Origin of the sequence: Streptomyces sp. BR1 (assembly GCF_052373795.1) — a bacterium.
Taxonomy (GTDB): domain Bacteria; phylum Actinomycetota; class Actinomycetes; order Streptomycetales; family Streptomycetaceae; genus Streptomyces.
In genome coordinates, this window is record NZ_CM126252.1 from 1,710,620 (window position 1) to 1,732,437 (window position 21,818).

A 21,818-nucleotide genomic window follows, 5' to 3' on the forward strand; every position below is an offset into this window, starting at 1 on the left:
CGGCCGGGGGCTGTGGACAACGCGCAGCGGCCTCTATGCGGAGACGCCGGGAGTCGGCCGGAGGATGCGGTACGACCCCCACCGGACGGCGCTCAGCGCAGCCGGGCGACCCGCCCCACGGCCAACGCGACGGCCACGCCGAGGCCCGCCACGTACAGGCCGATGACCCGCCAGTTCGGCCGCTCGCCGGAGCCGCGCGCGGGCAGCCCCGGCCAGGTGTAGCCGACCCGGCGGGCGGCCATCATGCCCCAGCCGGCGGCGCAGCAGCTGATCAGGAGGCCTAGCATGGCGACGACGGGGCCGCCGTCGCCGAACTCGAAGGCGAGTGGGAAGGCGAACATCAAGGAGCCGATCGCCGCGAGCATCACGATCGGGGCGAGCTGCCAGATGCGCAGTCTGCGCTGGGGGCGGATCTCGACCTCGACCTCACCGCCGTCGACGGCCACGCCCTCGTCCTGGGGACCGTCGGGGGTCAGCCCGACGGCGCCGGGAACGGTCGGCCCCAGGGGCGGGAGGCTCAGCTCGGCGGGGCGGGGCTCAGGAACGTCGCCCTGCGCGGGCTCTCGTCCCCCGTCGCTCACGTCCGGCCCCTCCGACATCGCTGTCACTTCCGAAGGACCTGGTCGCGCAGCGTCGTTCTGCGGTCCCTGCTCTCTGTCGCGAGGGCCGGCCTCCATCGCCACGCGCCCTCCCAACTCGGACTCCACTGGTCGATCGAGCTCGATGATGGCACGCGCGCGGGGGCCAAAATGACCGGTGGTGCGTCCCGATGCCATCACGTGATCAGGCTGTGACCGCCCGTTCGACCAACGCCAGCGCCAGGTGCGGGAGTTCCGCGCGGTCCTCGGCGGCGCCGCTCAGCCAGTGCACGCGCGGGTCCCGGCGGAACCAGGAGTCCTGCCTGCGTGCGAAGCGCTTGGTGGCGCGGACGGTCTCCACGCGCGCGTCCTCCTCGGTGCACTCCCCCGCGAGGGCGTCGAGCACCTGCTGGTACCCGAGCGCCCGGGCCGCGGTACGGCCCTCTCGCAGTCCGCGCGCCTCCAGTTCCCGTACCTCGTCGACGAGTCCCGCCTCCCACATCCGGTCGACGCGGACCGTGATGCGCTCGTCGAGCTCCGGGCGGCCGACGTCGACGCCGATCTGCACGGTGTCGTATACGGAGTCGTGGCCGGGCAGGTTGGCGGTGAACGGCTTGCCGGTGATCTCGATGACCTCCAGGGCGCGCACGATCCGCCGGCCGTTGCTCGGCAGGATCGCGCGGGCCGCCTCGGGGTCGGCCTCGGCGAGCAGCCGGTGCAGCGCGCCCGGGCCGTCCTGCTCCAGCTCCCGCTCCAGACGCGCGCGTACCTCGGGATCGGTGCCGGGGAACTCCAGTACGTCGATGGCGCCGCGTACGTAGAGGCCGGAGCCGCCGACGAGGATCGGGGTGCGGCCCTCGGCGAGCAGCCGGTCGATCTCGGCGCGGGCCAGCTTCTGGTACTCGGCGACGCTGGCGGGCTCGGTCACGTCCCAGATGTCGAGGAGGTGGTGCGGGACACCGCCCCGCTCTTCGAGCGTCAGCTTGGCGGTACCGATGTCCATCCCCCGGTAGAGCTGCATCGAGTCGGCGTTGACGACCTCGCCGCCGAGCTGCTGGGCCAGGAAGACACCCAGATCGGACTTTCCGGCCGCTGTGGGGCCGACGACGGCGATGACCCGCGGTGCGGGAGCTGCAGTTCTCACTGTCACAGTCTCGCAAACCTCCGCGGCCGTCCCCGAACGAGCTACGTGACGGCGTGCATGCGGGTTCGTTGCCTGTTGCGAGGTTCCGACCGCCGGTTTGCCGAACCGGTAGCCCCGGGCGACGCAATGAGGCGCTCCGGATGGCGCGGGATTTCGCCCACACGAGTACGCTATGGAGCAGATATGGGTGTTTTTTCAAGGTTTCGCCGCAAGGCCGAAGAGGCTGTCGCGGAGTCAACCGAGGAGGTCAAGGCCGCCACGCTGACGGCCGACCCGGAAGCGGAGGAGTCCGAGGCCGCGGAGGCGTCCGAGGTCACCGCTGATGCGGCGGAGGCGGAGCCCGCAGAGGCCGCGGCCGCCGAGGGCGTGGAGATTCCGAAGCAGCAGTCGGCGGAGGAAGCGGCGGACAACGAGGCCGGTGAGGGCGCCCGCAAGTAGGCTGACGTAGGAATGTACTCCGCACGGTCCCCGAGTCGAGGGCGTATCACCGACCCCGAGACGAGGGCAGAGGGAAGGTGACCACATGGGCTTCCTGGACAACCTGAAGGCCAAGCTGGCCCCCGCCAAGGACAAGGTCTCGGACTTCGCGCAGCAGCACGAGGACAAGATCGGGCAGGGGCTCGAAAAGGTCGCCAAGACGGTCGACGAGAAGACCAAGGGCAAGTACAGCGACAAGATCGAATCGGGTACCGGGAAGGCGAAGGAAGCCTTGGACCGGATCGCGCACAAGGACGACGACGGGAAACCACCGGCGGCGGCCTGATCACCTCGGGGACGGCCGCGGAGCACTTGCTCCGCGCCCGTCCCCGTGTGCGTCCCGGGTGCCTTCATTGCCTTCGGGCAGGTGCCCGGCCGCGCGTGTCGCCCCGTCAGGACCAGACGGCGACGAAGTACCCCACGCCGTACGGCGCGTCGTCGTACAGCAGTCGGCCCGCCAGATCCGCGCCCTCGGCGGCGCCCGCGAGGACCTGCCAGGGGGCCCGGCCGGCGGCCTTCAGCTCGTACGCGAGTTCCGTGTCGAGCGCCATCAACGCGCGCGTGTCGGCGGCGCCCAGCGCGTTCGCCACCCCTTCGTCGAAGGCGGCCGCGCGCTCGTCGAGGTATCCCGGGGCCTTCAGGGTGCGGCAGGCGCTGCCGTCGCCCATGACGAGCAGGGCCACCCGGTCGGCCCTGCCGCCCAGTTCACGGCCCGCCGTCGCGCAGCGCACCGCTTCCAGCGGCTCGCCGACGCCCAGGCCCTCCACCGGCGCGTCCGACCAGTCGGCGCGTTCGAGCAGCCACGCGGCGACGGCCAGCGAGGACGGCAGCTCCCGCTCCACGCGCGCGTCGCCGTCGGGTTCCGAGGCGCCGAGCCGGACGCGCAGGTCGACCCCGAAGCCCGCGAAGGACCCGGGCGCGCCCTGGGGGTGCGGCCCGCGCCCGTCCTGGTCGGCGGGGCCGACCACGACCAGCAGATCGGGCCGCGATGCGGCGAGGAGCCCGACCGCGTCGGCGCAGGCGGCCCGCGCCGCGTCGAGCTCGGGCGCGGCACCGGCGGCGACCGCGGGCACCAGAAGCGGCGGACAGGGGCAGACGGCGGCGGCTACGAGCATGATCCGCAGCGTAGTGGGTGCGCCCGCGCCGCCGCGCGGTATGCCCACCAGGAACCGGCCACGCGCGCGTGGCGACCGCTGCAGAAACGGCAACGCGCGCGTGAACACGTATCGCCGTACCGACTTATCGGTGAAGCGACTTACCGCCGTCAGAGGACGCTGCAACCGCCCGTCGCCGCCGGCAGCGGCTCGGGGACGCCGATCTTCGGCAGGCCCAGCAGGACTCCGGCGGGCTGCGCCGGGGCCGCGGTGCGCTTCTCCCACGCGTCGCCCGCGCGGGTGCGGCGCACGGCCGTCGTCGGGCCCTCGGCCAGCAGGTGGTGCGGGGCGGCGTAGGTGATCTCGACGGTCACCACGTCGCCGGGGCGCACGTCCTGCTCGGGCTTGGTGAAGTGGACGAGCCGGTTGTCGGGGGCGCGGCCGGACAGGCGGTGCGTGCTGCCGTCCTTGCGGCCCTCGCCCTCGGCGACCATGACCTCCAGGGTGCGGCCGACCTGCTTCTTGTTCTCCTCCCAGGAGATCTCCTCCTGGAGGGCGACCAGACGCTCGTAACGCGCCTGCACGACCTCCTTGGGGATCTGCCCCTCCATGGTCGCCGCGGGGGTGCCGGGGCGCTTGGAGTACTGGAAGGTGAAGGCGTTCGCGAAGCGGGCCTCGCGGACCGCGTGCATGGTCTGCTCGAAGTCCTCCTCGGTCTCGCCGGGGAAGCCCACGATGATGTCCGTGGAGATGGCCGCGTGCGGAATGGCCGCGCGGACCTTCTCGATGATTCCGAGGAAACGCTCCTGCCGGTACGAGCGGCGCATCGCCTTCAGGACCGTGTCCGAGCCGGACTGCAGCGGCATGTGCAGCTGCGGCATCACGTTCGGGGTCTCGGCCATCGCGGCGATCACGTCGTCCGTGAAGTCGCGCGGGTGCGGCGAGGTGAAGCGGACCCGCTCCAGGCCCTCGATGTTCCCGCAGGCGCGCAGCAGCTTGGAGAACGCCTCGCGGTCGCCGATGTCCGAGCCGTACGCGTTGACGTTCTGGCCGAGCAGGGTGATCTCGGAGACGCCCTCGGCGACCAGCGCCTCGACCTCGGCGAGGATGTCGCCGGGACGGCGGTCCTTCTCCTTGCCGCGCAGCGCCGGGACGATGCAGAAGGTGCAGGTGTTGTTGCAGCCGACGGAGATGGAGACCCAGGCGGCGTAGGCGGACTCGCGGCGGGTCGGCAGCGTCGAGGGGAACGCCTCCAGCGACTCGGCGATCTCGACCTGCGCCTCTTCCTGGATGCGCGCGCGCTCAAGGAGCACCGGCAGCTTGCCGATGTTGTGCGTGCCGAAGACGACGTCGACCCAGGGCGCCCGCTGGACGATGGTGTCGCGGTCCTTCTGGGCGAGGCAGCCGCCGACGGCGATCTGCATCCCGGGCCGCTTCGTCTTCATCGGGGCGAGCCGGCCGAGATTGCCGTACAGCTTGTTGTCGGCGTTCTCCCGCACCGCGCAGGTGTTGAAGACGACGACGTCGGCGTCACCGTCGGCGCCCTCGGGCGCGCGTACGTAGCCCGCGTCCTCCAGGAGGCCCGACAGCCGCTCGGAGTCGTGCACGTTCATCTGGCACCCGTAGGTGCGCACCTCGTACGTTTTCAAACCCTCTACCTCGCTCATCTCGTACACCAGGGTACGAGGTCGCGGCCGCCCGCCGCCCCGCATTGCCCGAGCGGGGGCCTGGCCATTACGGGGAGTGAGCTGGCAGGATCGCGCCATGCTCCAGGCCCTCCTCCGCGTCAGCCGCCGCCGTGCCCTTCAGGAGGCGGCCGCCGCCCTGGTGGTGCTGGGGATGCTGCTGTGGTGGCTGCTGCCGTTCGGGGCGTCCCAGCCGTCGGGGACGATCACGTTCAGTACCGGCGTACGGACCGGCGTCTACCAGCGTTACGGAGAGCTCCTCCAGCGGGCGCTCGCCGACGATCTGCCCGATGTGCGGATCAAGCTGCAGACCAGTGAGGGCTCCCAGCAGAACCTCCAGCGGGTGGCCACCGGGCAGGCCGACTTCACCATCGCCACCGCCGACGCCGTCGACAAGTACCGCCGCGACGGCGGCCCCGGCGCCGACCGGCTGCGCGGCTGCGCCCGGCTCTACGACGACTACGTCCAGCTGGTGGTGCCGCGTGACTCGCCGGTGCGCACCACGGCGGACCTGCGCTCCAAGCGGGTCGGCGTCGGCCAGGCGGGCTCCGGGGTGCGGCTGCTCGCGGACCGGCTGCTGACGGCCGCCAAGCTGGACCCGGCCCGGGACATCACGCCGGTGTCGGCGGGCATCGACACCATGCCGGACCTGCTGCGCAGCGGGAAGATCGACGCCTTCTTCTGGTCCGGCGGGCTGCCCACCTCGGCGGTGCGGCTGCTGTCCGAGGAGGCCCAGATCCGGCTCGTACCGCTGGACGACCTGGTTGCCGCGCTGCACGCGGAGGACGGCACGACCGGCTTCTACCGGCCCGCGACCATGCCCGCCGACGCCTATCCGCAGGCCCAGCGCGGCACCGCCGTACCGACGATCGCCATAGCGAACCTGCTCGTCACCACCGACCGCACGGACGCGGGGCTGACCGAGGAGTTCACCCATACGGTGATCCGCAGCCGGGACGCGATCGGCCGCGAGGTGCACGCGGCCCAGCTCGTGGACCTGCGCACCGCCATCTACACGGACCCGCTGCCCCTGCACGACGGTGCCCGCCGCTATTACCTGTCGGTCAAGCCGTAAACCTGAAGCGCCCCCGAAGGACCCGGGAGCTGTCAGCCCGTCGGCGACGTGCGCGGCACGCTGACCGTCACGCGCAGGCCGTGCGGATCGTTGTGGGCGTACGCGATGGTGGCGTCGCCCGCCGCGAGGAGCGTGCGGGAGATGGACAGGCCCAGGCCCGAGCCCTTCACGTTCTGATGGCGGCCCGCGCGCCAGAAGCGGTCGCCGATCCGGCTCAGCTCGTCGTCGGACAGGCCCGGACCGCGGTCGGTCACCGTGATCCGGGAGAACTCGCCGTCGGCCGCGACGGCGACGCTGACCTCCTCACCCTCCGGAGTGAACTTCAACGCGTTGTCGATGACGGCGTCCAGCGCGCTGGAGAGCGCCACCGGGTCCGCCCACCCGGTGACGGCGGCCCGCTTCTCGACCAGGTGGACGCCCCGGTCCTCGGCGAGCGGCCGCCACGCCTCGACCCGCTCGCCCGCCAGCGCGCCCACATCGGTCAACTGGAGGTCCGCCTCGGCGTGTTCGGCCAGCGCGAGGCCCAGCAGGTCGTCGAGGACCTGGGCCAGGCGCTTTCCCTCGGCCTGAACGGAGGCGATCTCCTCGTTGCCCTCGGGGAGTTCGAGCGCGAGGAGCTCGATGCGAAGGAGCAGGGCGGAGAGCGGGTTGCGCAACTGGTGGGAGGCGTCGGCGACGAAGGCGCGCTGCTGGTCCAGTACGTCCTCGACGTTGTCCGCCATCTCGTTGAACGACCGGGCCAGCCTTCTGAGTTCCGGGGGTCCGCCGGCCGCCGCGACCCGCGACTTCATCCGTCCGGTCGCTATGCCGTGGGCGGCCGCGTCCAGGACCCGTACCGGCCGCAGCACCCAGCTGGTCAGCCGGAAGGCCGCGCCGACCGCGAGCAGCATCGCCGCCACCTCACCGGCCGCGATCAGCAGCCAGGACCGCAGCACGCGCGAACGCATGTGCCCGGTGGGCGAGTCGGTGACCACGACCGCGATCACATCGCCCTCCCGTACGACCGGGGAGGCCACCACGAGCCGTCCGCGCTGCCACGGCCACACCTGGGGCGGGTCGTGGCTGCGGCGGCCCGCCAGCGCCTCCTGGAAGGCGTCGCCGCCCTTGCTGGCGTCCGGCACGCCCCAGTCGCCGGGCGAGCTCGCCATGGCGACCCCGTTGCGGAAGAACACGCCCGCGCGGATCCCGTACAGGTCGTGGTAGCGGGCGAGTTCCTCCACCAGGGTGGTCAACCGCTCCTTGCTGCTGGGGTCCTTGTCGTCGGCGGCGCTGACGAACTGGGCGAGCGCCGAGAAGCGCGCGGTGTCGTCGATGCGGTCGACGACCACCTTCTGCTGCTCGGCGGCGGCCACGCTGATCGCGAGCGGGAAGCCCAGCGCCATCAGGACGAGCGCGAGCAGGAAGATCAGCAGCGGGAGAAGTCGGGCGCGCACCGCGGACGTCGGGCCTTACAGCGCGGCCGGGGCGACGAGCCGGTAGCCCACGCCGCGCACGGTCTCGATCAGGGCGGGCATCCGCAGCTTGGAGCGCAGGGACGCGACATGCACTTCGAGGGTGCGCCCGGTCCCCTCCCAACTGGTGCGCCACACCTCGCTGATGATCTGCTCGCGCCGGAAGACCACCCCGGGCCGCTGCGCGAGCAGCGCGAGCAGGTCGAACTCCTTGCGGGTGAGCTGGACGCTCTCGCCGTCGACGCTGACCCGGCGGGTCGGCAGCTCGATGTGGACCGGCCCGAGCCGCAGGGCCGCGGCGGGCAGCGCCCCGGTGTCCTCGCCCGCCGTGGTGCGCCGACTGACCGCGTGGATACGGGCCAGGAGCTCGCCGGTGTCGTACGGCTTGACAACGTAGTCGTCGGCGCCGAGGTTCAGCCCGTGGATGCGCGAGCGGACATCCGCGCGCGCGGTGACCATGATCACCGGCGTGGCGGTGCGCTTGCGGATCTTGCCGCAGACCTCGTAGCCGTCCTGGTCGGGCAGTCCCAGGTCGAGCAGGACGACCCCGAAGGGGCCCTTGGGCGCGCGGTCGTCGGGCAGCAGCGCCCGCAGCGCCTCCTCGCCGTTGCGCGCGTGCACCACGGCGAAGCCGTGCTTGGCGAGCACGGCGGACAGGGCCGCGGCGACATGGTCGTCGTCCTCGACGAGCAGCAGTCTCATCGTCCCCCCTTCCGTGGTCCCCGCCAGGCATGTACCCCCGCATCCACGCCCATCCCGGCGGTGTGAGTCAAGGGGGCACCCACCGGAGCGCGGTATCCGTTACGCAGCCGGTATTGCATCGCGCGCCCCCTTCACGGAGAGTGCCACCCCTCTACCCGATCGTGATGCTCAAGTTCCGCTCAGATGTGATGACGCTGGTCGTGGCGGCGCATTACGTTCCTCCCCAACCGAGGAAGAGCGGAGCTGGAAAGCCGATGAGCGGAGTATCAGTGGCCAAGGACGCCGAGGACGCCGTACCCGCGTCGGGCGACCTGGTCGTGCTGAGCAACGTCAACAAGCACTTCGGCGCGCTGCACGTGCTCCAGGACATCGACCTGACGATCGCGCGCGGCGAGGTCGTGGTGGTGATCGGGCCCTCCGGGTCCGGCAAGTCCACCCTGTGCCGCACCATCAACCGCCTGGAGACGGTCGACTCCGGGGCGATAACGATCGACGGGAAGCCGCTTCCCCAGGAGGGCCGCGAACTGGCCCGGCTCCGCGCCGACGTCGGCATGGTCTTCCAGTCGTTCAACCTCTTCGCGCACAAGACCGTGCTGGAGAACGTCATGCTGGGCCAGACCAAGGTCCGCAGGACGGAGAAGAAGCAGGCCGAGGAGAAGGGCCGCGCGCTGCTCGACCGGGTCGGCGTCGGCACGCAGGCGGACAAGTACCCCGCGCAGCTCTCCGGCGGCCAGCAGCAACGCGTCGCCATCGCGCGCGCGTTGGCGATGGACCCGAAGGTCATGCTCTTCGACGAGCCCACCTCGGCGCTCGACCCCGAGATGATCAACGAGGTCCTTGAGGTCATGCAGCAGCTGGCGCGCGACGGCATGACGATGATCGTCGTCACGCATGAGATGGGCTTCGCCCGCTCCGCCGCCAACCGGGTCGTGTTCATGGCCGACGGCCGGATCGTCGAAGAGGCCGCGCCCGACCAGTTCTTCAGCAACCCCCGCAGCGACCGGGCCAAGGACTTCCTGTCGAAGATCCTCCACCACTGAGGCGCGCACTTCTTTAAAAGAAGCGACTGCCCCGGGCAGCTCCGCCGCCACGGCGCCACCGCCGGCGGCCCCACGACCTGAGTGTTTCAAGCGATACGTAGGGATGTTCACATGAAGCTCCGCCAGTCCGCCGCCGTCGCGGCGATCGCTGTGCTCGCGCTGACCGCGACCGCCTGCGGCGGCAAGTCCGGCTCCGCGGGCGACAAGCAGGCCGCCAAGCCCGGCCAGTCGGGCGCCCCGCAGCTGCCCACGTACACGGTCGCCAAGGACGTCACCCTCGACTCCCCGGCCTTCAAGGCCGCCAAGGCCCGCGGCAAGCTGGTCATCGGCTCCAAGGCCGACCAGCCCTACCTCGGCTTCGAGGACCAGTCGACCAAGGTGCGCTCGGGCTTCGACGTCGAGATCGCCAAGATGATCGCCGCCGACCTGGGCTTCACAGCCGACCAGATCGAGTGGAAGACCGTCGACTCCGGCATCCGCGAGACCGCGATCTCCAAGGGTCAGGTCGACTACTACGTCGGTACTTACACGATCAACGACAAGCGCAAGAAGCTGGTCGGTTTCGCGGGCCCGTACTACAAGGCGGGCGCCGACCTGCTGGTACGCAAGGACGAGACGGGCATCACCGACAAGTCGAGCGTCAAGGGCAAGAAGGTCTGCTCGATCGTCGGCTCCACCCCGCTCCAGGAGATCAAGAAGCCGGAGTACGGCGCGAAGGTCGTCGAGCTCGCCAAGTACTCCGACTGCGTACAGCAGTTGCTCACCAAGCAGGTCGACGCGGTCACCACCGACGACGCGATCCTCAAGGGCTACGCCGCCGCCAACTCCGGCAAGCTCAAGGTGGCCGGCCACCCGTTCACGCAGGAGCCGTACGGCATCGGCATGAACAAGGACGACAAGGCGCTGCGCGACTTCATCGACGGCGCCATCGAGAAGCACGTCCAGGACGGCACCTACAAGAAGATCTACGAGGCGACGCTCGGCCTGTCCGGCGCCAGCTACGTCGACCCGCCGGCCGTCCAGCGCTACTGATCCCACCCGCCGCAAAAGCGCCCTCTACGCGCGCGTAGAGGGCGCTGACGGCCCTGCCCGCCCAGCCAGACGCCCGCCGACGCGGAGACCTCATGAACGTACTGCTCGACAACTTCTCGGAATTCCGTGACGGCTTCATAGGAACCGTGGAGATCACCGCCGTCAGTTCGGTCATCGCGCTGGTCCTCGGCCTGCTGCTGGCCGGATTCCGGGTCTCTCCGGTGCCGCCGCTGCGGTTCTTCGGCACCGCCTGGGTGACGCTGCTGCGCAACACCCCGCTGACCCTGCTCTTCCTGGTGTTCTTCTTCGTCGTGCCGGAGATCTTCTTCCCCGGCATGGACCCCTTCCTGCTCGGCTCGCTCGCCCTCGGCTTCTACACCGCCTCCTTCGTCTGCGAGACCGTCCGCTCGGGCATCAACACCGTCCCGCTGGGCCAGGCCGAGGCCGCCCGCTCGATCGGGATGTCGTTCACGCAGACCCTGCGCCTGATCGTGCTGCCGCAGGCCACCAGGACCGTCATCCCGCCGCTGAGCTCGATCTTCATCGCGCTCACCAAGAACTCGGCGATCGCCGGCGCCTTCAGCGTCACCGAACTCTTCGGCTGGCAGAAGCTGATGAGCGACCAGGGCTACGGCATCGCCTCCCTCTTCGTCTGGGTCGCTCTCGGCTACCTGGTCGTCACCTTCGCCATCAGCGGCGCGTTCCGCCTGCTGGAGAGCCGTATGGAGGTCGCCCGATGAGCGCCAGCGTTCTCTACGACGCCCCGGGCCCCAAGGCCGTCGTACGCAACCGGATCTACGCCGTCGTCGGCTCCCTCGCCATCGTCGCGCTGCTCGCGGTCAGCGTCGTACGGCTGAAGGACAAGGGCCATCTCGCCCCCGAGATGTGGGACATCTTCAACTACGCGGGCATCCGGCAGAACATCGCCGACGGCGTCGTCGCCACCCTGAAGGCCTTCGGCCTGGCGGCCGTCGGGTCGCTGGTGCTCGGCGTGCTCCTCGCGGTCGCCCGGCTCTCCGACCACCGGCCGGTCCGCTGGGCCGCGACGGCCTTCATCGAGCTCTTCCGGTCCATCCCGCTGCTGATCACGATCTACGCCGTCTGGGTCGGATTCCTCACCGACTACTCGATGTGGGCCCTCGCGCTCGGTTTGTCGATCTACAACGGCTGCGTCCAGGCCGAGGTGCTGCGGGCGGGCGTCAACTCGGTGCCCAAGGGCCAGCGCGAGGCGGCGTACGCGCTCGGCATGAGCAAGACGCAGGTCATGACCAGCGTGCTGATCCCGCAAGCGGTCCGGGCGATGCTGCCGACGATCATCAGCCAGCTGGTGGTCACCCTCAAGGACACCTCGCTCGGCTTCATCATCCTGTACCCCGAACTGCTCCAGACCGCCCGGCTGATCGCCAGCAACACGCAGGTCAACGGCCAGTACCCGTACGTGTCGACGATCGTCGTCATCGGCAGCATCTACGTGGCGATGTGCCTGGCGCTCTCCGGGCTCGCCACCTGGATCGAGCGGCGCGGGCGGCGGGCGAAGACCGGCATCACGATGGGCGCGGCCGCCGCTCCCGTGACCGCCGCCGACCCGGTTGGTGCCATCGCGGGCGCCGGGGCGGAAGTGCCCGACGGGCCTGGTGGTACGACGAACTGACGGTATGTGAGGCAGTGGCGACCGCGTCGCTGCCTCCGTCACTTGACGCAAGCACCCGCAGTGGGTTGCATACGTTCTGTGATCGTGCACCAGGTCCCCAGCGCCACCTGCCAGCCGTCCCGACGGGCCGGAGGGGACGCGCCGTGGACCCGGTGATCGTCGTCGGCGCGGGTCCTGTCGGACTGGCACTCGCCCTCTCGCTGGCCGCCCAGGGAGTGCCCAGCGTCGTCCTGGACGAGGGCTCCGGCCACGAGGAGACCCGACCGGCCCGTACGGCCGTCCTGCGGCCCGACACGGCCGCGTTCGCCGAATGCCTCGGCAGCGCCACGGTACGCGACGAGAGCGCCCGCTGGACGGGCTGGCGGGCCATGCGCCGAGGACATCTGCAACGACAGGTCTCCTTCGGAGACGGTCATGACGGCGGCCCGTCCCCCGTCCACCTGCCGCAGCACGCCCTGACCCGCGGGCTGCGCGACGCCGCGGCCGCCTCCGGCCTCGTCCGGGTGGTGCCGCACAGCCGCCTTGACGCGCTGGAGCAGGACGAGAGCGGCGTCGCCGCGCACTCCGTGGGCCCGGACGCGACCTGGTGGCGCGGCAGTTACCTGGTCGGCTGCGACGGCGCCCGCTCCACCGTGCGCAAGCTCCTGGACATCCGCTTCGCCGGTCGTACGGCGGTGGAGCGCCAGGCCGTCGTTGCACTGCGCACCGAACTGCCCTGGCCCCAGGAGGCGTTGCTGCACCGGCTGCCGCCCTGGCGCACCGGGGGCGACGAGGTGACGGCCCGGCCGCTGCCGGACGGGGTGTGGCGCATCGACTGGCTGCTGCCGCCGCGCGCCGAACTCGTCACGCCGGACGCGCTGTTGGGACGGCTGCGCGACACTTTGGCCGGCTGGTGCGGCACGACGCCGCCGTTCGAGCTCCTCGACACCGGTGTGTACACGCTGCACCACCGCCTCGCCCGGCGCTGGCGGGTGCGCCGCGCCTTCCTCGCCGGGGACGCCGCGCATCTGCTCGGCGCGGTGGGCATCCAGGGGCTCGACGAAGGGCTGCGGGACGCCGCGAACCTGGCCTGGAAGCTGGCCCAGGCCTGGCACCACGGGGCGTCCGAGGTGCTGCTCGACAGCTACCAGACCGAGCGGCGCGCCAGCGTGGCCGCCCGGCTGCGCGCCGCCGACCAGGCGCTGCCGGTCCTGCGCGGCGGTGGCGGGCTGCGCGCGTACATCCCGGGCACCGCGCGCGGCCACGACGCGCTGCTCTCGGATGGCCACTTGGGGCACGGCCCGCTCGGCGCGCCCCCCTCCTACCCGCACTCCCCCCTCGCGCCCCCACCCGCCGAGGCGCACACACCGGTCGGCACGGCGCCGGGGGCGCCCGTCGAGGACGTACGGGTCACGGCGCCGGACGGGTCCACCGTGGCGCTGCGCGACCGGCTCGGCCGGGGGCGGCTCCTGGTGGTCCTGATCGCGCCCGGCACCGGCGTCTGGGACCGGCGGCACTGGCTGACCGCCGGGGTGATGCCGCGCCTGGCGGCGGCGGTCGGCTCGCTGCCCGCGGACGCCGAGCTGCTGGTCGCCGAGGAGTACCCGGGCGCGGCCGCCCACTCGGTGCTGCTGATCCGCCCCGACGGACATCTGGTGGCCGCGTTCGGCGGGGTGTGGCCGGCCGAGCTGTACGCGGCTGCGGACGCGGCGCGCGGCGGTTCCCTCGCCCACGCGCGCGTGGAGGACCGTACGGCGGACGTCAATTGACCATCGCGGGCACGCGTGGTCTACTCCGAAACGTGACCGACACCGATGTGCGCCTGTGGCGGAGGGTCCATATGGACCTCGTCCGTTACGCGGGCTGCGTGTGTCGACCGTCCTGCTGATTCGCCCTTGCCTTCTCGCGCCGCCGGGCCGCTGTCCGGCGTACGCGCGCTCCCGCGAACTCTCCAGGACGGTCCTCCGTGTCACCTTCCACGCACTCCCCCACGCCCGGAATCTCCTCTGCGGCCCGGCCCTCGGCGCCGAGCCAGGCGGATCTGCTCGACTTCGCCCGCCGCACCGCCGCCGACGCCTCGCTCGTCGCCTCTCTGCCGCTCGATCCGCAGGGCCGGACCTGGATCCGGCTCGACGGGCCCGGCGGCAGCGAGGCGTGGCTGATCGGCTGGCCGCCCGGTACCGGCACCGGCTGGCACGACCACGGCGGCTCGCACGGAGCCTTCGCCACGGCGGCGGGCACGCTCAAGGAGGACTCCCTGGCGGCCCGGTTGCCGACCGAGGGATGGAAAACGCTGGAACTCGCGGAGGACCTCGACCGTTCACGGAGTGTGGCGGCCGGAACGGGGCGAGCGTTCGGACCGCACCATGTGCACGAGGTCCGCAACGAGTCGACGACCGAGCACACCGTCTCGGTCCACGCCTACTATCCGCCCCTGCCGCTGATCCGGCGCTACAGCCGTACGGGCGCGGTGCTGCGCCTTGAGCAGGTCGAGCACCCGGAGGACTGGCAGTGAGCGGAGCGAGTGAACAGCCGCTGGGAATCGACGAGTTGCTGGAGCGGGTCCGCGACGGCCTCGACCGGATCGGGGCCCGGGAGGCGCACGACACCGCGCGGGCGGGCGAGGCACTGCTCGTCGACATCCGGTACGCGGCACTGCGCGACCGGGACGGACTGATCCCCGGCGCGCTCGTCGTCGAGCGCAATGAGCTGGAGTGGCGCCTCGACCCCCAGGGCAGCCACCGCGCCCCCGAGGCCACGAGCCATGACCTCCGGGTCGTGGTGATCTGCAACGAGGGCTACGCGTCGAGCCTCGCGGCCGCGTCCCTGCGCCAGTTGGGCCTCCACCGCGCCACGGACCTGGTGGGCGGCTTCCAGTCCTGGCGCGCCGAGGGCTTGCCGGTGGTGGCACCGGGAGGCTGAGGGGCGCTGGCCGAGGGGCGGCGGCCCCTTGGACGGGCCGAAACCTGGCGCGGCTGCCGGAGGCCCGTCCTCCGTCCCGGCCCGGGTGAGCCCGAGGCCGAGCCCCCCGCTCGGCCCGCCCCCTCAGTACGTCTCGTACAAGTCGTCCGACGCCTCGCCCTCGGCCTCCAGGGCCTGGCGGACGACCCGTAGGGCCATGCCTTCCGGGTAGCCCTTGCGGGCCAGCATGCCCGCGAGGCGGCGGATGCGGCGGTCGCGGTCCAGGCCCCGGGTGGAGCGGAGCTTGCGGGCCACCAGCTCCCGCGCGGTCTCCTCCTCCTGGTCGGAGTCGAGCTGCCCGACCGCCTCGTCGACGACCGCCGAGTCCACCCCCTTGGTGCGGAGCTCGCGTGCCAGGGCACGGCGGGCGAGGCCGCGCCCGTGGTGGCGGGACTCCACCCAGGCGTCGGCGAACGCCGCGTCGTTGATCAGCCCGACCTCCTCGAAGCGCGAGAGCACCTCCTCGGCGACCTCGTCGGGGATCTCCCGCTTCTTCAGGGCGTCGGCCAGTTGCTTACGGGTCCTGGGCTGCCCGGTGAGCAGGCGCAGACAGATCGCCCGCGCCCGCTCGGCCGGGTCCTGCGGCGGCAGTTCCTTCTCGGCCCCCGGCGAGTCGGCACCGCCTCCGGTCATCGCCGGGCCGGCCCGTCGGGAGCCGGCCCGCCCCGGGCCCGGCCGCTCGGACCGGGCCCGCTCGGGACCCGCTCCGTCCGGCTCGGCCCATTCGGTTCTGCGTGTCATGGCCTAGCTCTTGGCAGCGGCGGCCTTGGCCGTCTTCGCCTTGGTGGCGGGAGCGGGCACGGATGCCGCCTCCGCCTCCGGGGCTCCGGCCGCGTCCTGGCCGGGCTCGGCCTTCGGGTCCTCGGGCCGGACGCCGACGCCCAGCTTCTCCTTGATCTTCTTCTCGATCTCATTGGCGAGATCGGGGTTGTCCTTCAGGAAGTTGCGCGCGTTCTCCTTGCCCTGGCCGAGCTGGTCGCCCTCGTACGTGTACCAGGCGCCGGCCTTGCGGACGAAGCCGTGCTCCACGCCCATGTCGATCAGGCCGCCCTCACGGCTGATGCCCTGGCCGTACAGGATGTCGAACTCGGCCTGCTTGAAGGGCGGCGCGACCTTGTTCTTGACGACCTTGACGCGGGTGCGGTTGCCGACCGCGTCGGTGCCGTCCTTCAGCGTCTCGATACGGCGGATGTCCAGGCGCACCGAGGCGTAGAACTTGAGCGCGCGGCCACCGGTCGTGGTCTCCGGCGAGCCGAACATCACGCCGATCTTCTCGCGGAGCTGGTTGATGAAGATCGCGGTGGTCTTGGACTGGTTCAGCGCACTGGTGATCTTCCGGAGCGCCTGGGACATCAGACGGGCCTGCAGACCCACGTGCGAGTCGCCCATCTCGCCCTCGATCTCCGCGCGCGGCACCAGGGCCGCGACGGAGTCGATGACGATGAGGTCGAGGGCGCCGGAGCGGACCAGCATGTCGACGATCTCCAGAGCCTGCTCGCCGTTGTCCGGCTGGGACAGGATCAGGTTGTCGATGTCGACGCCGAGCTTCTTCGCGTACTCGGGGTCGAGGGCGTGCTCCGCGTCCACGAACGCGACCTGGCCGCCGGCCTTCTGCGCGTTCGCCACCGCGTGCAGCGTCAGGGTCGTCTTGCCGGAGGACTCCGGTCCGTACACCTCCACCACTCGGCCGCGCGGCAGCCCGCCGACGCCGAGCGCCACGTCGAGCGCGGTCGACCCGGTGGGGATGACCTCGATGGGCTCGTTCGGCCGCTCGCCCAGGCGCATCACCGCGCCCTTGCCGAATTGCCGTTCAATCTGTGCGAGCGCGGCGTCGAGCGCCTTCTCGCGGTCGGTTCCTGCCATGGGTTCCACCCGGTTTGCTTGAGTCGATCGCTTCACGTCAAAGACGCTAACCCCTGCCACTGACAATGGGCCCCGGAGTCCCTCCCGGCCTGTGGATAACTCCGCCGTCGAACCGGCGGAACCCAAGCAAACACAGGGCCCTGACTCCATCTGAATGGATGTTCGATTTTGGTGTCAAGCGCACCACGCGGCACGCCCGACCCCGCCGCGACCGTCGGCTGGGGCCCGTGGGAGGCCCCGGCTCAGACCCCGTCGCCGCCGGTCGGCGGCACCGGCGACGCGGTCCGGTCCCGCCCCAGGACCCGCCGCATCCGCGCCGACGCCGAGTCCCCGTCGCGCACGCGCCGCTCGCGCCTGCCGTGCACCCGCGGGTCGTCCGTCACGTCGTACCGCTTCACATACGTACCCAGGAACGCCTGGAGCGTCGCGACCGCCGGGATCGCGATCAGTGCGCCCACCGCGCCCATCAGCGCGGTGCCCGCGATCACCGAGCCGAAGGCCACCGCCGGGTGGATGTCCACGGTCCTGGCGGTGAGCTTGGGCTGCAGCATGTAGTTCTCGAACTGCTGGTAGACCACCACGAATCCGAGCACCCACACCGCGTACCAGGGGTCGACGGTGAAGGCGACCAGCATCGGCAGGGCGCCCGCCAGATACGTACCGATGGTGGGGATGAACTGGGAGACCAGGCCCACCCAGACGCCCAGCACCGGGGCGTACGGCACGCCCAGGATCTGCAGCAGGATGTAGTGCGCGACGCCGGAGATGAGCGCCATCAGACCGCGCGAGTAGAGGTAGCCGCCGGTCTTGTCGACCGCGATCTCCCAGGCGCGCAGCACCTCGGCCTGGCGGGCCGGGGGCAGCATGGAGCAGACGGTGCGCCGCAGCCGGGGCCCGTCCGCCGCGAAGTAGAACGAGAACAGGAAGATCGTCAGCAGCCGGAAGAGCCCGCCGAGGACGGTGGTCGAGACATCGAGCACACCGCTCGCGCTGTTCTGCACGTACTTCTGCAGCCAGTCCGAGTGCAGCACGCTGTCCTGCACCTCGACCCGGGAGAGGTCGGTGTGGAAGGTCTGGTTGATCCAGCTGATCACCGAGTCGAGGTACTTCGGGAAGTGCTCGACCATGTCGACGATCTGGCCCGCCAGCATCGAGCCGAGCATCACGACGAACCCGACCGTCGCGAGGAACACCGCGAAGAAGACCAGGAAGGTCGCGAGCCCGCGGCGCATCCCCCGCGCGGACATCCGGCTGACGGCCGGCTCGACCGCGAGGGCGAGGAAGAACGAGATCAGAATGTTGATCAGCAGCCCGATGAGCTGGTGGAACGCCCAGCTGCCGAGCTGGAAACAGGCGTAGAGCCCGAGCGCGAGCACGATGGCGCGCGGCAGCCACCGGGGCATGTGCGCGCCGCCGCCGGTCCCGGGGACGGGCTGCGGCTCGGCGCTCCCGCCGCCCAGGCCCGCGCCGTCGGCCACGCGCGCGTCCTCGCCCGTGGCCGCGCGCGGAATGGTGCCCTCGGGCGCGACCGTCCGGCGCTCGTTTTCGGTCAAGCCGGCGGTCGGGCGGTCGGCCCGGCGGTCTGTCTGGGTGTCGCTGTCGTCAGTCGGTGCCACCCGGCAAGTCTCACCCATGCCGCAGAAAGCGTTTGTCGGGAGCCTTTGTCAGGCCGGGGCCGGGGCGGTCGTCAGCGCGCGTGTGTCAGGCCGGGGCAGTGGTCACCGCTTGTGCGCGGGCACGTCCATGGCGGCGCACACGGCCCGCCAGACGTCCTTGGTCTCCCACCCCGCGTCGAGCGCCTGGTGCACCGTGCGCCCACCCAATTCGGCCATCACATGGTCGCGTGCGAAGGAGTCCGCGTACCCCGCGCCGAAGTGGTCCGCCATCCGCTCCCAGAAAATCGTCAACCGCATGACCCCAGTATCCCGCCCCTGAGAGTGCAGCCGGGCCCGTCCCCCCTTGCCTGCGGCGCTGTGCGCCCTACGGTCGGACCATGGCCGGATCCGGAGCACCACCCTCGACTGTCCGCACCGCCCGCACGCCCCTCGCGCGCGCCGAGCACTTCGTGTGGCTGACGGCCCGCGTGCTGGAGCAGCGGCGGTTCGCGTACCACTTCCTCGGCGGCGCCGCCGACGCGGTGGAGACCTCGCTCGCCGCCTACGAGAACGACGACGGCGGCTACGGGCACGCGCTCGAACCCGATCTGCGCGGCCCCGTCAGCCAGCCGCTGCACACCGCGCACGCGCTGCGCGTCCTCGACTCCGTAGGCCGTCTCAGCGGCCGGCGGGCCGAGCGGGTCTGCCGCTATCTGACCGGGGTCTCGGCCCAGGACGGCGCCCTGCCCGCGCTCCATCCGTCGCTGCGCGGCTACCCTTCGGCGCCCTTTATCCAGGTCGTCGACGACCCGCCCAGCGAACTGCTGGCCACCGGCCCGGTGGTCGGGCTGCTCCACCGCAACCAGGTGTGGCACGCGTGGCTCTTCCGGGCCACGGACTTCTGCTGGGCGGCGGTCGAGGGGATGGAGAAGTCCCATCCGTACGAGATCGAGGCCGCGATCGCCTTCCTGGACGGGGTGCCCGACCGCGTCCGGGCCGAGGCGGCGGCGGACCGGCTCGGGCGATTGGTGCGCGAGCAGCGGCTCGCGGTCCTCGATCCGGACCGGCTCGACGACTTCCCGGTCGCCCCCGGATACGCGCCGGGCGAGCACCACTTCCCGCACGACTACGCGCGCGTGCCCGAGTCGCTGGCCCGCCGCTGGTTCACCGACGCGGAGATGGCGCGCTCGCTCGACCACCTCGCGGCCGAGCAGCGCGAGGACGGCGGCTGGCCCATCCACTGGCGCGAGTGGGCGCCGGGCACGGCTCTGGAGTGGCGTCCGATCGTGACGGTCGAGGCGCTGCGGACCTTGCGCGCCCACGGCCGCTCGATCGACTGACGGCGTACGCACCTGGTGCGGGCTCCGGCCGGCCTGAGGCTGGACAGGCCCTAGCCGCCCAGGGCCCGCACCCCCGCCGTCACCAGGACGGCCGCCCCGACGATGACCAGGAAGGGGGCGCGCAGCAGCAGGGCGACGGCTGCCGCCGCGAGACCCGCGCCCCTGGCGTCGAGCTCCAGGTGGTGGCCGGTGCTGAAGGTCTGCTGGGCGGTGAGGGCGGCAAGGAGGGCCACCGGCAGCAGTGCCGCCAGCCGTCTCACCAGTGGCCGCTCCAGCGCCCCGGCGGGGACGAGGAGCCCGAGCAGCTTGACGAGGTAGCAGCCGGCGGCGGTGGCCGCGATCGCGATCCAGACGGTCAACGTCCCACTCCCTTCCCGGAGTTCCCGGCCGCGTCCGCGGAGTTTCCGGCGCCGGAGGATTCCCCCGTGAAGGTGGGACCCCCGGCGCCCGTCGCGTCCTCCACGCGCGCGTCCATGCCGCGCCCCTTCAGGAAGAGCACGACGGGTGCGGCGAGCGCGGCCACCAGGACCGGCGCCCCGGCGGGCAGTACCGGCAGCAGTCCCAGCACCAGCAGCACGGCGACCCCGGCGGTGATCCGCTCGGTGGCGGTCGTCAGCATCGGCGCGAGCAGCGCCAGGAAGACGGCGGGGCTCGCCGCGTCCAGCCCCCACGCGTCGGTGTCGCCGATCGCCTCCGCGCCCAGCGCCCCGCCCAGGGTGGTCAGGTTCCACAGCACGTAGAGCGTGAGTCCGGTGACGGTGAAGCCGATCCGCGCGGCCCGCCGGGTGGGCTGGGCCAGCGTCACAGCGGTCGTCTCGTCGATCACCCACTGGGCGGCGAACGGCCGCGCCGAGCGCGGGAGCGCGAGCAGCTGTGAGAGCCGCAGCCCGTAGAAGGCGTTGCGCACGCCGAGGAAGAACGCGCCGGCCGCGGCGGTGAACGGGTTGCCGCCCGCCGCCAGCGCGCCCACCAGGGCGAACTGCGAGGCCCCGGTGAAGACGAGCAGGCTGAGCGCGCAGGTCTGCAGGACCGTGAGCCCCGACCCCGCCGAGGTCACACCGAAGGCGAAGCCGGACAGGCCCACGGCGACACCGACGCCGAGGGCGTCCCTGACGACGGCGGAGTCCGGCTTGGCCGCGCCCTGGGGGCGTATGTCTGGAGGTGCTGTCTGTTCTGCTGCCACGTCCCGGACGTTACGGGGGACCGGCCTCGGCGTTCTTGTACGTTCTTGCGCGCTCCTCCCCGTACGCGCCGGGCACGCGCTCCCGGAGGTGCGCAGCACGTAGACGTTCCTTGCGGTACGCGCCGGGGGTCACGCCGACGATGCGGGTGAAGTGGCGGTTGAGGTGCGGCTGGTCGGTGAAGCCGACGGTGACGGCCGCCTGCGCGGGCGCGGTCCCCGCCTCCAGGAGGAGCCGGGCCCGGCGGACGCGCTCGCCGGTGAGCCAGGTGTGCGGGGGCAGCCCGTACACGCCCTTGAAGGCACGCAGCAGCGCGAACGGGCTGGTCCCGAGGTCGCGCGCCAGCTCTTCCAGGGACGGCGGCTCCGCCAGCCGCTCCTGAAGGACCGCTTTGGCGGCGGCCGCGGTGCGCGCGCCCGCCGACACGGGCGCGCGCGTGGGGAGCGACTGGCCGTGGCGGCGCAGCAGCCGGGCGACGGCGATGCGGAAGAGGCTGTCGGCGGCGAGCGCGTTGCCCTGCTCGGCCGCCCGGTGCACCTCCTGGATGAGCAGCGACGTCTCCGGGTCCTCGACGATGGTCTCGGCGAATCCGGCGGTGCCGCGCAGGGTGGTGGTCTCGGCCGCGATCTCGGCGACCAGCCGCGCCGACGGGTAGAGCGTCGCGTACGACCAGCCCTCGGGGACCCCGGCGTGGGCGGCGTGCGGCACCTCGGGGTTGATCATGACGACGGTGCCGGGGCGCGCCCGTATCGTCTCGCCGGGCATGACCACGTCCTCGATCCCGCCGCGCACCGCGCCGAAGACGAAGCCCTCGTGGCTGTGCCGGGCGAACGCGTGGCTGACGTAGCGGGCGCGGAGCAGATCGAGGCCGGGCAGCCCCGGGTACTGCCAGTGCCGTGCCCACTCCTCGGCCGTGTTCATACCCGCATTCTCGCAGCTGGGGGCCATTGTCAGTGGGTGGGTGCACGAT

At 71.9% G+C, this 21,818-nt stretch carries 25 protein-coding genes; 12 read left to right on the forward strand and 13 right to left on the reverse strand.

Annotated features, from left to right (window positions below):
- Positions 1-92: 92 nt before the first annotated feature.
- Together ACT1U9_RS07020 and miaA are read right to left on the reverse strand one after the other, a co-directional pair.
- Positions 93-599, reverse strand: coding sequence for a hypothetical protein (locus tag ACT1U9_RS07020; protein ID WP_444537509.1), 507 nt, complete (start codon positions 597-599; stop codon positions 93-95).
- Positions 600-783: 184 nt separating this feature from the next.
- Complete coding sequence (gene miaA / locus ACT1U9_RS07025) at positions 784-1,722, reverse strand: tRNA (adenosine(37)-N6)-dimethylallyltransferase MiaA (protein WP_444537510.1); 939 nt, start codon at positions 1,720-1,722, stop codon at positions 784-786.
- 183 nt (positions 1,723-1,905) lie between these two features.
- Here miaA and ACT1U9_RS07030 point away from each other — a divergent pair, with 183 nt between their 5' ends.
- Both ACT1U9_RS07030 and ACT1U9_RS07035 read left to right on the forward strand, forming a co-directional pair.
- A complete protein-coding gene (locus ACT1U9_RS07030; protein WP_444537511.1) occupies positions 1,906-2,160 on the forward strand; it encodes a hypothetical protein in 255 nt (84 codons plus the stop codon).
- A gap of 85 nt (positions 2,161-2,245) precedes the next feature.
- Positions 2,246-2,485, forward strand: a complete 240-nt coding sequence (locus tag ACT1U9_RS07035; RefSeq protein WP_444537512.1) for an antitoxin — start codon at positions 2,246-2,248, stop codon at positions 2,483-2,485.
- Between the two features lie 106 nt (positions 2,486-2,591).
- On the opposite strand, the gene ACT1U9_RS07040 is transcribed toward ACT1U9_RS07035, so the two are convergent.
- Complete coding sequence (locus ACT1U9_RS07040) at positions 2,592-3,314, reverse strand: class III extradiol dioxygenase subunit B-like domain-containing protein (protein WP_444537513.1); 723 nt, start codon at positions 3,312-3,314, stop codon at positions 2,592-2,594.
- Between the two features lie 149 nt (positions 3,315-3,463).
- Positions 3,464-4,960: a tRNA (N6-isopentenyl adenosine(37)-C2)-methylthiotransferase MiaB gene (miaB, locus tag ACT1U9_RS07045; RefSeq protein WP_444537514.1), complete on the reverse strand. Its 1,497-nt coding sequence runs from the start codon at positions 4,958-4,960 to the stop codon at positions 3,464-3,466.
- Positions 4,961-5,057: 97 nt separating this feature from the next.
- Between miaB and ACT1U9_RS07050 the strand changes: the two genes are divergently transcribed.
- Positions 5,058-6,053: a TAXI family TRAP transporter solute-binding subunit gene (locus ACT1U9_RS07050; protein ID WP_444537515.1), complete on the forward strand. Its 996-nt coding sequence runs from the start codon at positions 5,058-5,060 to the stop codon at positions 6,051-6,053.
- Positions 6,054-6,085: 32 nt separating this feature from the next.
- Here ACT1U9_RS07050 and ACT1U9_RS07055 read toward each other — a convergent pair whose 3' ends face one another.
- Positions 6,086-7,486 (reverse strand): sensor histidine kinase, encoded by a 1,401-nt coding sequence (locus ACT1U9_RS07055; protein ID WP_444537516.1) that lies wholly within the window; start codon positions 7,484-7,486, stop codon positions 6,086-6,088.
- Between the two features lie 15 nt (positions 7,487-7,501).
- The gene (locus ACT1U9_RS07060; protein ID WP_444537517.1) at positions 7,502-8,206 is read right to left on the reverse strand and encodes a response regulator transcription factor; all 705 of its coding nucleotides are present in this window, start codon (positions 8,204-8,206) and stop codon (positions 7,502-7,504) included.
- Between the two features lie 254 nt (positions 8,207-8,460).
- On the opposite strand from ACT1U9_RS07060, the gene ACT1U9_RS07065 reads away from it, so the two are divergent.
- The 8 genes from ACT1U9_RS07065 (at position 8,461) to ACT1U9_RS07100 (ending at position 14,830) form a co-directional block, all read left to right on the forward strand.
- Entirely contained in the window at positions 8,461-9,246 is a 786-nt protein-coding gene (locus ACT1U9_RS07065; protein WP_444537518.1) for an amino acid ABC transporter ATP-binding protein, read from the forward strand.
- Between the two features lie 111 nt (positions 9,247-9,357).
- Entirely contained in the window at positions 9,358-10,278 is a 921-nt protein-coding gene (locus tag ACT1U9_RS07070; protein WP_444537519.1) for a glutamate ABC transporter substrate-binding protein, read from the forward strand.
- A 92-nt stretch (positions 10,279-10,370) separates the two neighbouring features.
- Positions 10,371-11,018, forward strand: coding sequence for an amino acid ABC transporter permease (locus tag ACT1U9_RS07075; protein WP_361429839.1), 648 nt, complete (start codon positions 10,371-10,373; stop codon positions 11,016-11,018).
- Positions 11,015-11,929 carry an amino acid ABC transporter permease gene (locus ACT1U9_RS07080; protein WP_444537520.1) on the forward strand — a complete coding sequence of 305 codons (915 nt, stop codon included), beginning with the start codon at positions 11,015-11,017 and terminating at the stop codon, positions 11,927-11,929. The genes ACT1U9_RS07075 and ACT1U9_RS07080 overlap by 4 nt, the downstream gene beginning before the upstream one ends.
- Before the next feature lie 143 nt (positions 11,930-12,072).
- Positions 12,073-13,677 (forward strand): FAD-dependent monooxygenase, encoded by a 1,605-nt coding sequence (locus tag ACT1U9_RS07085; RefSeq protein ID WP_444537521.1) that lies wholly within the window; start codon positions 12,073-12,075, stop codon positions 13,675-13,677.
- A gap of 47 nt (positions 13,678-13,724) precedes the next feature.
- Complete coding sequence (locus ACT1U9_RS07090; protein ID WP_309544753.1) at positions 13,725-13,796, forward strand: putative leader peptide; 72 nt, start codon at positions 13,725-13,727, stop codon at positions 13,794-13,796.
- A 78-nt stretch (positions 13,797-13,874) separates the two neighbouring features.
- The gene (locus ACT1U9_RS07095; protein WP_444537522.1) at positions 13,875-14,423 is read left to right on the forward strand and encodes a cysteine dioxygenase; all 549 of its coding nucleotides are present in this window, start codon (positions 13,875-13,877) and stop codon (positions 14,421-14,423) included.
- On the forward strand, positions 14,420-14,830 hold the full coding sequence (locus ACT1U9_RS07100) for a rhodanese-like domain-containing protein (RefSeq protein WP_444537523.1): 411 nt from the start codon (positions 14,420-14,422) through the stop codon (positions 14,828-14,830). Before ACT1U9_RS07095 ends, ACT1U9_RS07100 begins: the two co-directional genes overlap by 4 nt.
- 123 nt (positions 14,831-14,953) lie before the next feature.
- Here ACT1U9_RS07100 and recX read toward each other — a convergent pair whose 3' ends face one another.
- The 4 genes from recX to ACT1U9_RS07120 all read right to left on the reverse strand — a co-directional run bounded on the left by recX (position 14,954) and on the right by ACT1U9_RS07120 (position 18,645).
- Positions 14,954-15,610 carry a recombination regulator RecX gene (recX, locus tag ACT1U9_RS07105; protein ID WP_444537524.1) on the reverse strand — a complete coding sequence of 219 codons (657 nt, stop codon included), beginning with the start codon at positions 15,608-15,610 and terminating at the stop codon, positions 14,954-14,956.
- Positions 15,611-15,613: 3 nt separating this feature from the next.
- Complete coding sequence (recA, locus tag ACT1U9_RS07110; protein WP_444537525.1) at positions 15,614-16,732, reverse strand: recombinase RecA; 1,119 nt, start codon at positions 16,730-16,732, stop codon at positions 15,614-15,616.
- A 242-nt stretch (positions 16,733-16,974) separates the two neighbouring features.
- Positions 16,975-18,135 carry an AI-2E family transporter gene (locus tag ACT1U9_RS07115; protein ID WP_444539027.1) on the reverse strand — a complete coding sequence of 387 codons (1,161 nt, stop codon included), beginning with the start codon at positions 18,133-18,135 and terminating at the stop codon, positions 16,975-16,977.
- A 315-nt stretch (positions 18,136-18,450) separates the two neighbouring features.
- On the reverse strand, positions 18,451-18,645 hold the full coding sequence (locus ACT1U9_RS07120) for a DUF3046 domain-containing protein (RefSeq protein ID WP_444537526.1): 195 nt from the start codon (positions 18,643-18,645) through the stop codon (positions 18,451-18,453).
- Positions 18,646-18,725: 80 nt separating this feature from the next.
- On the opposite strand from ACT1U9_RS07120, the gene ACT1U9_RS07125 reads away from it, so the two are divergent.
- Positions 18,726-19,667 (forward strand): hypothetical protein, encoded by a 942-nt coding sequence (locus ACT1U9_RS07125; RefSeq protein ID WP_444537527.1) that lies wholly within the window; start codon positions 18,726-18,728, stop codon positions 19,665-19,667.
- A 50-nt stretch (positions 19,668-19,717) separates the two neighbouring features.
- Here ACT1U9_RS07125 and ACT1U9_RS07130 read toward each other — a convergent pair whose 3' ends face one another.
- The 3 genes from ACT1U9_RS07130 to ACT1U9_RS07140 are packed head-to-tail and all read right to left on the reverse strand — an operon-like array spanning position 19,718 to position 21,769.
- The gene (locus ACT1U9_RS07130; protein WP_444537528.1) at positions 19,718-20,026 is read right to left on the reverse strand and encodes an AzlD domain-containing protein; all 309 of its coding nucleotides are present in this window, start codon (positions 20,024-20,026) and stop codon (positions 19,718-19,720) included.
- Positions 20,023-20,850 (reverse strand): AzlC family ABC transporter permease, encoded by an 828-nt coding sequence (locus ACT1U9_RS07135; protein WP_444537529.1) that lies wholly within the window; start codon positions 20,848-20,850, stop codon positions 20,023-20,025. Before ACT1U9_RS07135 ends, ACT1U9_RS07130 begins: the two co-directional genes overlap by 4 nt.
- A gap of 10 nt (positions 20,851-20,860) precedes the next feature.
- Positions 20,861-21,769 carry an AraC family ligand binding domain-containing protein gene (locus ACT1U9_RS07140; protein WP_444537530.1) on the reverse strand — a complete coding sequence of 303 codons (909 nt, stop codon included), beginning with the start codon at positions 21,767-21,769 and terminating at the stop codon, positions 20,861-20,863.
- Positions 21,770-21,818 lie beyond the last annotated feature (49 nt).

Coding starts and splice junctions, on each gene's coding strand:
- ACT1U9_RS07020 (WP_444537509.1), bottom strand. CDS start 599: ATGTCGGAGGGGCCGGACGTGAGCGACGGGGGACGAGAGCCCGCGCAG.
- ACT1U9_RS07030 (WP_444537511.1), top strand. CDS start 1,906: ATGGGTGTTTTTTCAAGGTTTCGCCGCAAGGCCGAAGAGGCTGTCGCG.
- ACT1U9_RS07035 (WP_444537512.1), top strand. CDS start 2,246: ATGGGCTTCCTGGACAACCTGAAGGCCAAGCTGGCCCCCGCCAAGGAC.
- ACT1U9_RS07040 (WP_444537513.1), bottom strand. CDS start 3,314: ATGCTCGTAGCCGCCGCCGTCTGCCCCTGTCCGCCGCTTCTGGTGCCC.
- miaB (WP_444537514.1), bottom strand. CDS start 4,960: ATGAGCGAGGTAGAGGGTTTGAAAACGTACGAGGTGCGCACCTACGGG.
- ACT1U9_RS07050 (WP_444537515.1), top strand. CDS start 5,058: ATGCTCCAGGCCCTCCTCCGCGTCAGCCGCCGCCGTGCCCTTCAGGAG.
- ACT1U9_RS07060 (WP_444537517.1), bottom strand. CDS start 8,206: ATGAGACTGCTGCTCGTCGAGGACGACGACCATGTCGCCGCGGCCCTG.
- ACT1U9_RS07065 (WP_444537518.1), top strand. CDS start 8,461: ATGAGCGGAGTATCAGTGGCCAAGGACGCCGAGGACGCCGTACCCGCG.
- ACT1U9_RS07070 (WP_444537519.1), top strand. CDS start 9,358: ATGAAGCTCCGCCAGTCCGCCGCCGTCGCGGCGATCGCTGTGCTCGCG.
- ACT1U9_RS07075 (WP_361429839.1), top strand. CDS start 10,371: ATGAACGTACTGCTCGACAACTTCTCGGAATTCCGTGACGGCTTCATA.
- ACT1U9_RS07080 (WP_444537520.1), top strand. CDS start 11,015: ATGAGCGCCAGCGTTCTCTACGACGCCCCGGGCCCCAAGGCCGTCGTA.
- recX (WP_444537524.1), bottom strand. CDS start 15,610: ATGACACGCAGAACCGAATGGGCCGAGCCGGACGGAGCGGGTCCCGAG.
- recA (WP_444537525.1), bottom strand. CDS start 16,732: ATGGCAGGAACCGACCGCGAGAAGGCGCTCGACGCCGCGCTCGCACAG.
- ACT1U9_RS07115 (WP_444539027.1), bottom strand. CDS start 18,135: ATGCCCCGGTGGCTGCCGCGCGCCATCGTGCTCGCGCTCGGGCTCTAC.
- ACT1U9_RS07120 (WP_444537526.1), bottom strand. CDS start 18,645: ATGCGGTTGACGATTTTCTGGGAGCGGATGGCGGACCACTTCGGCGCG.
- ACT1U9_RS07125 (WP_444537527.1), top strand. CDS start 18,726: ATGGCCGGATCCGGAGCACCACCCTCGACTGTCCGCACCGCCCGCACG.
- ACT1U9_RS07140 (WP_444537530.1), bottom strand. CDS start 21,769: ATGAACACGGCCGAGGAGTGGGCACGGCACTGGCAGTACCCGGGGCTG.